The organism is Kingella potus, assembly GCF_900451175.1.
Lineage (GTDB): Bacteria > Pseudomonadota > Gammaproteobacteria > Burkholderiales > Neisseriaceae > Neisseria > Neisseria potus.
The window spans coordinates 232160-244271 of sequence record NZ_UGJJ01000001.1 but is presented as its reverse complement, the minus strand read 5'-3'; the positions used below and the strand labels follow the sequence as shown (position 1 = coordinate 244271).

Below are 12112 nucleotides of genomic sequence, written 5' to 3'. Positions count from 1 at the left end.
AGAAGCGTGCTTGGTACGTATATAAAAGTTGCGGAATGTATTTAAATGTAAGATACGGTTGTGTTTTGCTGTTTTTAAAACATAGCCCGCATATATACTTACAGCAGGTTACACCGCGCGGAGGCACGGTTTTTCAGACGGCCTGTATGCGTTTGCTGCGGGAAAAACACATGACAGGGCGGCGCGGGCTGGTTAAAATGCCGCACCGTATCCCCTTACTTTTTACAACCTTTGATTTGGACGACACAAAATGGCTGCAAATTACGTTATCTGGTTTGAAAATCTGCGTATGACCGACGTGGACAGCGTGGGCGGCAAGAATGCTTCGCTCGGTGAGATGATCAGTCAGCTCACAGAAAAAGGCGTGCGTGTGCCGGGCGGTTTCGCCACTACCGCCGAAGCCTACCGCGCCTTTCTCGCGCACAACGGTCTGAACGAGCGCATCGCGCAGGCTCTTGCCGGTTTGGACGTATCCGATGTGAACGAACTGGCGCGGGTGGGCAAGGAAATCCGCCAATGGATTTTGGAAACGCCGTTTCCCGAAGAATTGGATCAGGCCGTCGGCGAAGCATGGGAGAAGCTGGTGGCCGATGCGGGTACGGATGCCGTTTCCGTTGCCGTCCGCTCCTCCGCCACTGCCGAAGACCTGCCCGATGCCTCGTTTGCCGGACAGCAGGAAACTTTCCTGAATATCAACGGATTGGATAATGTCAAAGAGGCAATGAAACACGTATTCGCCTCCCTCTACAACGACCGCGCCATCTCCTACCGCGTCCACAAAGGTTTCGCCCACGACATCGTCGCCCTGTCGGCAGGCGTGCAGCGTATGGTGCGTTCCGACCACGGCGCATCGGGCGTGATGTTTACCCTCGACACCGAAAGCGGCTTCGACCAGGTTGTATTCCTCACATCGTCCTACGGCCTCGGCGAAATGGTGGTGCAGGGCGCGGTCAATCCCGACGAATTTTATATCCACAAGCCCACCCTGCGTGCCGGAAAACCCGCCATCCTGCGTAAAACCATGGGTTCGAAGCTCATCAAAATGGTCTTCACCGAAAACGCGCAGGCCGGAAAATCCGTGCAGGTAATGGACGTGCCTGCCGAACAGCGCAAGCAGTTTTCCGTCAGCAACGAAGAAATTGCCGAGCTGGCCAAATACGCCCTTATCATCGAAGAACACTACGGCCGCCCGATGGACATCGAGTGGGGGCGCGACGGCATCGACGGCAAAATCTACATTTTGCAGGCACGCCCCGAAACCGTGAAATCCCAGGAAAAAGGCGGCCGCAGCCTGCGCCGCTATGCCATCGAAGGCGAGAAAAAAGTCCTGTGCGAAGGACGCGCCATCGGCCAGAAAGTAGGCCAGGGCAAAGTGCGTCTGGTCAAAGACGCATCGGAAATGGACAGCGTGCAAGAGGGCGACGTGCTCGTTACCGACATGACCGATCCCGATTGGGAGCCGGTAATGAAACGCGCCGCCGCCATCGTAACCAACCGTGGCGGACGCACCTGCCATGCCGCCATTATCGCACGCGAGCTGGGCATCCCTGCCGTTGTCGGCTGCGGCAACGCCTCTGCGGTTTTGCAGGAAGGACAGGAAGTAACCGTGTCCTGTGCGGAAGGCGATACCGGCCTGATTTACGCAGGCATACTCAATGTCGAAGTAAACGATGTGGCTTTGGACAATATGCCCGAGCCGCCCGTCAAAATCATGATGAACGTCGGCAACCCCGAGCTGGCTTTCTCGTTCTCCGGCCTGCCCAGCGAAGGCATCGGCCTTGCCCGCATGGAATTTATCATCAACCGCCAAATCGGCATCCATCCCAAAGCCTTAATCGAATTTGACAAACAGGATGAGGACATCCGCGAGGAAATAGAAAGCCGCATTGCAGGCTATGCCTCGCCGGTCGGTTTTTATGTCGATAAAATCGCCGAGGGCGTGTCCACGCTGGCCGCATCCGTTTTCCCGCGCAAAGTCATCGTCCGTATGTCCGATTTCAAATCCAACGAATATATGGGTCTGATCGGCGGCAGCCGCTATGAGCCGCACGAAGAAAACCCCATGCTCGGTTTCCGTGGCGCGGCGCGTTATGTCTCCGAAGATTTTGCCGAATGTTTCGCACTCGAATGCCAAGCCCTCAAATACGTGCGCGACGATATGGGGCTGACCAATGTCGAAATCATGATTCCTTTCGTGCGCACGCTCGCAGAAGCCGAAGCCGTCGTTAAAGCCCTCAAAGCCAACGGTTTGGAGCGCGGCAAAAACGGCCTGCGCCTTATTATGATGTGCGAAGTGCCGAGCAATGCGCTTTTGGCCGAACAGTTTCTGCAATACTTCGACGGCTTCTCCATCGGCTCGAACGACATGACCCAGCTTACTTTGGGTGTCGACCGTGACAGCGGCGGCTCGATTGCCTCCACTTTCGACGAGCGCAATCCGGCGGTCAAAGTCATGCTGCATCTGGCCATCTCCGCCTGCCGCAAGCTCAACAAATACGTCGGCATCTGCGGGCAGGGTCCCTCGGATCATCCCGATTTTGCCAAATGGCTGGTGGACGAAGGCATCGACACCGTCTCTCTAAATCCGGACACAGTCATTGAAACCTGGCTGTATCTGGCCAAAGAAGCCCGAAGCCGCAAAGCGTAGTCCATACAAGCCATACCCGCTTCCGCCGAAGCGGGTATGGCTTTTCAGACGGCCTCAAACCGTTTCCCCGCCTTGCTATAATCCCGCCTCCCTGCCAATTCCGTTTTCCCGCCATGTCTGATACCGCCCAACCGTTTGATCCGCTGGCCATTCCCGTCGGCGGCACCGCGCTGATCGAAGCCTCTGCCGGCACCGGCAAGACCTACGGCATTGCCGCCCTGTTTGCCCGCCTGATTCTGCTGGAAAAACTGCCGGTGGACAAAGTGCTGGTGGTAACGTTTACCAAAGCCGCCACCGCCGAGTTGAAAACCCGCCTGCGTTCGCGGCTGGACGAGGCATTGCGCCGCATCCGTGGCGACGAAACGGAAGGCGAAGCCGACCCGTTTATGCGGGAGCTGTTGGAACGGGCACGGCAGCAGGAGCCGTGCGAACGTTTGGAACTGCGTTTGAAAGCCGCGCTGTCGCAGTTTGACAATGCGGCGATTTACACGATACACGGCTTCTGCCAACGGATTTTGGGCGATTACGCCTTCCTCTGCCAAGTGCCCTTCGATACCGAGTTTGACGAAAACGGCCGCCGCAGGCTGGAAACCTACGCACAGGACTTTTGGCGGCTGCACGTTGCGCACGATGCGCAAAACGCGCGGCTGGCGTTTGACGCGGGGCTGCTGCCGGAAAACCTGTTGCAGGAATTTTCCTGCAGCCTCGCCCGCCCTGATCTGTCTTTCAGACGGCCGCAAACCGATTTGGCGCAGGCCGTAGGAACGGCGGCGGCGCAATGGCAGGCATTCCGGCAGCGGTTTGCGGATTCGTGCGCGGCATTCTGGCGCGTGCATCCCGATTTGAACGGCAGCAAATTCCGTAAAAGCACTTACGAAAACAAATTCTCCGAGCTGGCCGTATTGCTGGAAACGCAGGAGAGGCCGTCTGAAAAAGTCATCGCGCTTTTGCAAAACAGCAACGGCGAAGACATATTCTCGCCCGAATACCTCGCCCTCGACACTTCCGTCAAAAAAGGCCGGACGCTTTCCGTGCAAGACATTGACGCACTGTCTTCCTTCCACAAAATCCGCCGGGCCGCCATCGACCTTGCCGCCGCCAAACAAGAAGCCCTGATCGCCCTGCAACTCGACTTCCTGCAATACGTCCGCCAAACCGCCGACGCGCAGCGGCAGACCAGGCAGACGCGCACCCCCGACGACCTGCTGCTCGACGTGTACCACGCACTGACAGAAGGCGCACACCGCGAACGGCTTGCCCAAACCATCGCGCAAAACTGGCCGGTTGCCCTGATTGACGAATTTCAGGACACCGACCCGCTGCAATACGAAATTTTCCGCCGCATCTTCGTGCAGCACGACTGCCCGCTGTTTCTCGTCGGCGATCCCAAGCAGGCCATCTACGGCTTTCGCGGCGCAGACATCCACGCCTACCTGCAAGCCGCCGCCGACACGCCCGACTGCTACACCCTCGCGCACAACTACCGCAGCCACCGCAGCCTGACCGATACCGTCGGCAGCCTTTTTATGCGCAAACAACGCCCCTTCGTACTCGAAGGCATAGCCTATCCCGCCGTATCCGCCCCGCGTGCCGAAAGCCGCGTCAGTCCGCCGCAGCCGCCCGTGCGCGTACGCTGGCTGAACGAAGCCGGCGAAGCCGCCGCCAATAAAGACATCTTGCGCCAACGGGCCGCCGACTATTGCGCCGACGAAATTGCCGGCCTGCTCAACCTGGCAGGCGGAGGCCGTCTGAATTGCAACGGCCGCCCGGTAGAGAGCGGGCAGATTGCCGTCCTCGTCCACACCCACAACCAGGGCAGCATGATCAAACGCGCCCTGGCCGCACGCAACATCCGCAGCGTTTCCGTCCAGCGCGAATCCGTGTTCCAAAGCCCCGAAGCCGAAGCCCTGGCCGCCCTCTTGGGCTTCTGGCTCGAACCGCAGCGCACCGAGCCCCTGCGCTTCGTCCTTGCCGGCATACTCTTCTGCCACACCGCAGAAGAACTCTACGCGCTCAACCGCGACGAAAAAAAACTCTCCGAACACATCGCCGCCGCCGAATACTGCCGCGAAATCTGGCAGCAGCAGGGTATTTATGCCGCCCTTGCCGCCTTCTCCCGCCGCTACGGCCTCGAAACCCGCCTGCTTGTGCAGCGCAACGAACGCAGCCTGACCAACTTCCGCCAGCTTGCCGAACTCCTCGCCGCCGAAGACGAAGCCGCCCACACACCCTCTTCGCTGCACAACTGGCTGCTTGTGCAAATGCAGCAGCCGCAGCCGGCCGAAAACACCGTCCTGCGTCTGGAAAGCGACGAAGCCCTCGTCAAAATCGTAACCGTCCACGCTGCCAAAGGCCTGCAATATTCCTTCGTTTTCTGCCCGTTTCTATGGGACACGCCCAAAGCAGGCAGCAATAACTGGAACATCCTGCGCCGAGAACACGGCAGCGAACTGCTCGAAAAAAGCCAGCTTGACGAAGCGGACAGGCAGCAGCTTGAGGACGAAGACCTCGGCGAACGCCTGCGCCTGCTCTACGTCGCCCTGACCCGCGCCGAAGAACAGCTTGTCATCTACGCCGCCTGTTGCGGCAACACCCCGCGCAGCACCTTCGCCTATCTGCTCGAAGGTGCGCCCGATGCCGCACGCGCCGATATTCAGACGGCCTGTAAAAATGCGGAAAACCCGGCCGAAATGCTGCGCCGCAACTGGCTCGACTGGGTGGAAAACTTGCCTCCCGATGCCGTCTGCTGGCAGGAAGGCGCACCGCCTCCCGCCTCTTTCCAAATGCCGCCGCGCAGCGCAGGCGGATACCGCGCGGCCGAATATCCCCCGCGCCGCTTTGAATTTGTCCGCCACACCAGCTTCACAGGCCTTACCCGCAGCCTTACCCGCAGCGGCGGCACGGACGACGGGGGCGACACCATGCAGCCCGCCCTCGACTCCGCCGAACGCAGCCCGTCTGCCGATACCGCAGGCGGCGCAGACAATGCCTGTTTCGACATCTTCCGTTTTCCACAAGGCGCACAGGCCGGAGTCTGCCTGCACGAGATTCTCGAAAAATACCAATTCAGACGGCCTGCCGCCGAACAGCAGCCCCTCATCGCCGACACGCTGTCCCGCTACGGCTACGGCAGCGAATGGTTGGGCGCGGTTGCCCAAACCATGGAGCAGACCGCCGCCGCCGACCTTTGGCAGGGCGAAAGTCTGGCCGCCGTCCCACCGGTGCGCCAGGCCGGCGAAACCGGCTTCGTCATGCATTTCGACCGCCTCGATACAGGCCGTCTGAAAAACAGCCTTGCCGCCGCCGGACTCTCCCCGCTCTGTCTCGCCGCCGCCGAAAAGCTGGACTTCGGCACCCTCAAAGGCTTTCTAAACGGCTATATCGACATGCTCTGCCTGCTTTCAGACGGCCAACCCTGCGTCATCGACTACAAATCCAACCACCTCGGCAACAGCCACGGCAGCTACACCGCGTCCGCCCTCGACGGGGCAATCGCCGAACACCACTACTACCTCCAAGCCTGGATTTACGCCCTTGCCGCCGCCCGCCTGTTCAAACAACGCCGCCGCCCCGTGTCATCCGTCCGCATACGCTATCTCTTCCTGCGCGGCCTTAACAGTCAAAACCGCAACGGCATCTGGGAATGGGACATCGATGCCCGCCATTTGGCTGAATGGCTGTGAACCTTGCCGGAAAACAAAACAGGCCGTCTGAAAACACGGATACCGCGTTATGAAGTTTACGAATAAGCATCCCCGTCCGGGTTCGGACGGCATCCGCCCCAGTTATCTGAACCTGCCCTGCGATTCGGCTTTGGCGGGCACGCTTTTGGCCGACTATCTCTGCCGCCGTTTCCCCTATGTGCCTCGGGAAACGTGGCTGGCGCGGCTGGCGGCCGGCGGGATTTTCGACAGCCAATGGCGGCCGCTTGCCCCCGACGCGCCGTTTGTCCCGGGCGGCAGGCTGTTTTACTACCGCGAGGCCGTGGCGGCCGACGAGCCGGAAATTCCGTTTCAAGAGGAAATCCTGTATACGGACGGGCATTTGCTTGCCGTGGACAAACCGCATTTTCTGCCGGTGGTGCCCAGCGGACGCTTTCTGCGCGAAACGCTGCTGACCCGCCTGCGTCTGCGTCCGGAATTGCAGGACACCGACCCTGACGAAATCGCGCCGCTGCACCGCATCGACAAGGATACGGCGGGCGTGGTGTTGTTCTGCCGCCGCCGCGAAAGCCGCAGCGCCTACCAGATGCTGTTTCAGGAACGGCGGGTGGAAAAAAGCTATGAAGCACTTGCCGCCGCCCGCACCGGAATGGCACTTCCGCTGCACATCCGATCGCGCATTGAGCGCGGCCATCCGTTTTTTCTGATGTGTGAAACCGCAGGTGCCGCCAATGCGCATACTGTGGTGGAAGACGTGCAAGACTTGGGCGGCGGCCTTGCCCTCTACCGTCTGCGTCCGATCAGCGGCAAGAAACACCAGTTGCGCGTCCATATGGCCTCGCTCGGGCTGCCGATTCTGAACGATCCGCTCTATCCCGTGCCGCTGCCCGACGGTTTGCCCGATTACGCCAAACCGTTGAAACTGCTTGCGCGTTCGATTGCCTTTACCGACCCGTTTACCGGAGAAAAGCGGCACTTTGAAAGCAGGCGGATGTTGTAAAAAAACCTGCGGCTCTGCCGCGTCTTGCTGCCTTGTATCCCGGCTGCTTCATTCCGCTATAAAAGAAAAGGCCGTCTGAAAAAAGCATATCGCTTTTTTCAGACGGCCTTTTCTTTGCGGAACGGTCCGGTATCAATACGAAGATATACCGCTGCCGCTGCCGGTGCCCAACAGCTTGGCCAGATTTTCTTCCGCCAGTTTGACTTCTTTTTCCAAGCCTGCAATCCGCTCCAAGTATTTCGCATAATTGCGCTCGTTGCCGTAGCGTATTTTTTTGCCTTCTTCCAAGGCTTTTTTGGCATCGCTGAGGCGTTTGCGGGCGGCGGCAATCTGATCACGACTGGCCGGTTTCTGTTCGTCCGCACCCAAGGTGGCAACGGAAGGCTGTTGCTTGGCCGACGATGGTTGTTGTCCGTATGTCTGCGCCGGCTGGTAGCTGCTCTTCGGTGCGGGCAGGGTGGAATAAGTGGAGGCGCGGTCTAAATCGTCTTTTTTGCAGCTGCTGCCTTGCACGGGAGCAGAAGTATAGGTGGTGCGGCCTTTGCTGTCGGTGCAGGTGTAAACGGCGGCGGAGGCGGGCAGTGCGGAGGCCAGTAACAGGGCGGCGGCGTATTTTGTTTTCACGGATATTCCTTTCTTGTTTAAGGTTAAAACCAAAGATACCAGGCCAGCAGTAGGATGGCTGCGGCGGTAAAATTGGCGGCAAAGGCAATCCGCCACTGCCGTTTGGAGGGCGGGACGGCTTTCCGACCGCTGCGGCTGCGGCGGACAAGGAAAAAAGGAGAAAGCAGCACGGAAACGGCAGCGGTGAGAATAACTGCCGCGTAGTAGATTTTTTCCGTTGCCATACCTTTTCCTTTCCGGAGGATTTTGTCTGCCCGAAGTACGATTATATAGCGAAATGGTACAAACACATATCATACGGCCGGCCGCAGACGGTGCGCAGGGCGGCCATGATGCGGATTGAATGTGCTTGGGCGGCGTTTTTTGTGTTTAAGCAAACAATCACATTAGAAAAGGCCGTCTGAAAACACATTTTCAGACGGCCTCTGTGCGGCTCTTTACATGCCGGCGGAATGCTTATTTCTTTTTCTGCGGCGGCAGGTCGGTACACGTTCCCATTGCCACTTCGGCAGCCATACCGATGCTCTCGCCCAAAGTCGGGTGCGGATGGATGGTTTTGCCGATGTCTTCCGCATCGCAGCCCATTTCGACGGCCAGACAGATTTCGCCGATCATATCGCCGGCGTGCGTGCCGACAATGCCGCCGCCGATAATCAGGCCGGTTTCGGCATCGAAAATCAGCTTGGTGAAGCCCTCGTCGCGACCGTTGGCAATCGCACGGCCGGAAGCAGCCCACGGGAACACGGATTTGGTGATTTTGATGCCGTCGCGCTTGGCAATCTCCTCGGTTACACCCACCCAAGCCACTTCGGGATCGGTGTAGGCCACACCGGGAATCACGCGTGCATCGAAATAGGCTTTGTGGCCGGCGCAGTTTTCAGCGGCAACGTGGCCTTCATGTACGGCTTTGTGCGCCAGCATGGGCTGGCCGACCACGTCGCCGATGGCGTAGATGTGCGGCACGTTGGTACGCATTTGCTTATCGACTTCGATAAAACCGCGATCGGTAACGGCCACGCCGGCTTTTTCCGCGCCGCACAGTTTGCCGTTGGGCGCACGGCCTGCGGCCACCAGTACCAAATCGTAACGCTGCGGCTCTTTGGGGGCTTTTTCGCCTTCAAAGCTCACATAGATGCCGTCTGCTTTGGCTTCTACAGCCACGGTTTTGGTGTTGGTCATGATGTTGTCGAAACGGTGGGCATTCATTTTTTCCCACACTTTGACCAAATCGCGGTCTGCGCCCTGCATCAGGCCGTCCATCATTTCGACTACGTCGAGGCGCGCGCCCAGCGTGCTGTACACCGTACCCATTTCCAAGCCGATGATGCCGCCGCCGATAACCAGCATTTTTTGCGGCACTTGGCGCAATTCGAGTGCGCCCGTGCTGTCCACGATGCGCGGGTCTTGCGGGATAAACGGCAGATTTACCACGCGGCTGCCCACGGCAATGATGGCGTTTTTGAAGGCGATGGTTTTCTTCTCGCCGGTTTCGGTAATTTCACCGTCGTATTGCGCCGCTTCGGTCAGGCTGATTTCGATATGGTTCGAGCCGACAAATTCGCCTTTGCCTTGAATCAAATCGACTTTGCGGGCTTTGGCCATGCCGGCCAGGCCGCCTGTGAGTTTGCCGATGACTTTTTCTTTGTAACCGCGCAGCATGTCGATGTCGATTTCCGGCGCGGGATATTTGATGCCGTTGGCGGCCAAGTGTTTGACTTCGTCGATGACTGCCGCATTGTGCAGCAGGGCTTTGGACGGGATACAGCCCACATTCAGGCATACGCCGCCGAGGGTTTTGTACTGCTCGACGATGGCGACTTTCAGACCTTCGTCGGCGGCGGCAAAGGCGGCAGAGTATCCGCCCGGCCCGCCGCCCAATACCACTACGTCGTATTCGGCATCGGCGGTGCCGCCGAAGGAGGCCGCCTGCGGTGCGGGTGCGGGGGCTTTCGGTGCTTCGGGCTGCGCAGCGGGCGCAGGTGCTGCTTCGGATTTGGCGGTTTCTGCCGCTGCGGCTGTTTCAATTACGGCAATCAGGCCGCCTTCGGAGATTTTGCCGCCGACTGCAACTTTTACTTCTTTTACCACACCGGCCGCTTCGGAAGGCACGTCCATGGTGGCTTTGTCGGTTTCCAAAGTAATCAGGGTGTCATCGATGGCAACTGTGTCGCCGGCTTTGATTTCTACGGCGATGATGTCCACGTTTTCATGTCCGCCGATGTCGGGGACTTTTAATTCGATCAAGCTCATTTTTTACCTTTATGCTTGTGCGGGAGCAAATGTCTTTCTGCCGCAAACGGCAGCCTTATTTTTTTCAGACGGCCTTTGGAGAGGCCGTCTGAAAAGGTTTGTTACAGCGTAATGCGGCGGAAGTCTTTCAACAGGTTGGCCAGGAATACGGTAAAGCGCATACCTGCCGCACCGTCGATCACGCGGTGGTCGAACGACAGCGACAGCGGACACATCAGGCGCGGCTCGAACGATGCGCCGTTCCATACCGGTTTCATCTGCGATTTGCACACGCCCAAAATGGCTACTTCGGGTGCGTTCACAATCGGCGTGAAGCCGGTGCCGCCGATGCCGCCGAGGCTGGAAATGGTAAAGCACGCGCCCTGCATTTCCTGCGGTTTGAGCTTGCCTTCGCGGGCTTTTTTGCTCAACTCGGTCAGCTCTTGGCTGATTTCTTTCAGGCCTTTTTTATCCACGTCTTTAATTACCGGCACAACCAAGCCGTTGGGCGTGTCGGCGGCAAAGCCGATGTGGAAGTATTTTTTCAGAATCAGATTATCGCCGTCTAAGGACGAGTTGAACTCGGGGAAGGCTTTAAGGGCGGCAACGCTGGCTTTGATGATGAAGGCCAGCGGCGAGAGTTTCACGCCTTCGCGCTCCCATTCTTTGTTGAGCTGTTTGCGGAATTCTTCCAGCTCGGTCATGTCCGCATCTTCATTGACGGTAACGTGCGGGATGACCACCCAATTGCGCGACAGGTTTTGGCCGGAGATTTTTTTGATGCGGGAGAGTTCTTTGACTTCGATTTCGCCGAATTTGGCGAAATCGACTTTCGGCCACGGCAGGAGATCCAGTCCGCCGCCCAAAGATGCGCCAGCGGCGGCGGGTTTGCCCGCTCCGCCCTGCATGGCGGCTTTGACGTAGGATTTGATGTCGTCTTTGGTGATGCGGCCTTTCGCGCCGCTGCCTTTGACAAGGCTAAGGTCTACGCCTAATTCGCGGGCAAGTTTGCGGGCGGAGGGGCCGGCGTGGGCTTTGGCAAAACCGGTTTCGTTGACGGGCGTGCTGCCGAATGCGGCAACGGGTGCGGCAGACGGAGCGGGTGCGGAAGCCGGCTGGACAGGGGCGGCAGGTGTGGGAGCAGGAGCGGGCGCAGAAGCGGCAGGTGCGGGGGCTGCGCCTGCGGTTTCCACTTCAATGATGACGCTGCCTTCGGAAACTTTGTCGCCCACTTTCAGGCAGACCGCTTTAACCACGCCTGCGGCGGTGCAGGGTACGTCCATCGTGGCTTTGTCGGTTTCGAGGGTAATCAGGGTATCGTCCACGGCGACGGTGTCGCCGGCCTTGACTTCGACGGCAATCACGTCCACGCCGGTGTGGCCGCCGATGTCGGGTACGAGGACTTGGACGGTTGCGCCGCCGGCGGCAGCGGGCGCACTCTGAACGGGTGCCGCTGCGGCGGCAGGCTGTGCGGCCGCAGCAGGAGCTGCGGAGGCTGCCGCGTCGGTTTCGACGGTAAGGATCACGCCGCCTTCGGAGATTTTGTCGCCTACTTTGACGCGTACTTCTTTAACCAAGCCGGCATCGCTGGCAGGTACGTCCATAGTGGCTTTGTCGGTTTCGAGGGTAATCAGGGTATCGTCCACGGCGATGGTGTCGCCTGCTTTGACTTCCACGGCGATGATGTCCACGTTTTCGTGGCCGCCGATGTCGGGGACTTTGATTTCTACGATGCTCATGTTTTTCCTTAGGTTATTTGTTTGGGGGAAGGACGGGCTGCCTGCGGAGGCCGTCTGAAAACGTTTTTTCTTTTCGGACGGACTTTTTCCGGGCTGTTCCCGTCTTCCAAAACATTTGCGGCTTGTCTGCCGTTATGTTTTCTGCCGGATTACGGTAATGCTTTTTCAGACGGCCTTTCGGCAGCTTGGTATGTCCGGGCGCGTGCAGGAC

Annotated in this window: 7 protein-coding genes; 3 read left to right on the top strand and 4 right to left on the bottom strand. The window is 58.8% G+C overall.

Annotation, left to right across the window (positions count from 1 at the left end):
- The first annotated feature begins 250 nt into the window (after window positions 1–250).
- The 3 genes from ppsA (at window position 251) to DYE40_RS01140 (ending at window position 7309) form a co-directional block, all read left to right on the top strand.
- Window positions 251–2647 (top strand): phosphoenolpyruvate synthase, encoded by a 2397-nt coding sequence (gene ppsA, locus DYE40_RS01150; RefSeq protein WP_115307370.1) that lies wholly within the window; start codon window positions 251–253, stop codon window positions 2645–2647.
- Window positions 2648–2760: 113 nt separating this feature from the next.
- Window positions 2761–6330 (top strand): exodeoxyribonuclease V subunit beta, encoded by a 3570-nt coding sequence (gene recB, locus DYE40_RS01145; RefSeq protein WP_115307369.1) that lies wholly within the window; start codon window positions 2761–2763, stop codon window positions 6328–6330.
- Window positions 6331–6379: 49 nt separating this feature from the next.
- Window positions 6380–7309, top strand: coding sequence for a pseudouridine synthase (locus DYE40_RS01140; protein WP_115307368.1), 930 nt, complete (start codon window positions 6380–6382; stop codon window positions 7307–7309).
- A gap of 132 nt (window positions 7310–7441) precedes the next feature.
- On the opposite strand, the gene DYE40_RS01135 is transcribed toward DYE40_RS01140, so the two are convergent.
- The 4 genes from DYE40_RS01135 to aceF all read right to left on the bottom strand — a co-directional run bounded on the left by DYE40_RS01135 (window position 7442) and on the right by aceF (window position 11901).
- Window positions 7442–7933 carry a DUF4124 domain-containing protein gene (locus DYE40_RS01135; RefSeq protein ID WP_115307367.1) on the bottom strand — a complete coding sequence of 164 codons (492 nt, stop codon included), beginning with the start codon at window positions 7931–7933 and terminating at the stop codon, window positions 7442–7444.
- A 23-nt stretch (window positions 7934–7956) separates the two neighbouring features.
- Entirely contained in the window at window positions 7957–8157 is a 201-nt protein-coding gene (locus DYE40_RS01130) for a hypothetical protein (RefSeq protein ID WP_115307366.1), read from the bottom strand.
- Between the two features lie 232 nt (window positions 8158–8389).
- Window positions 8390–10183, bottom strand: coding sequence for a dihydrolipoyl dehydrogenase (gene lpdA, locus DYE40_RS01125; protein WP_115307365.1), 1794 nt, complete (start codon window positions 10181–10183; stop codon window positions 8390–8392).
- A gap of 101 nt (window positions 10184–10284) precedes the next feature.
- A complete protein-coding gene (gene aceF / locus DYE40_RS01120; RefSeq protein ID WP_115307364.1) occupies window positions 10285–11901 on the bottom strand; it encodes a dihydrolipoyllysine-residue acetyltransferase in 1617 nt (538 codons plus the stop codon).
- Window positions 11902–12112 lie beyond the last annotated feature (211 nt).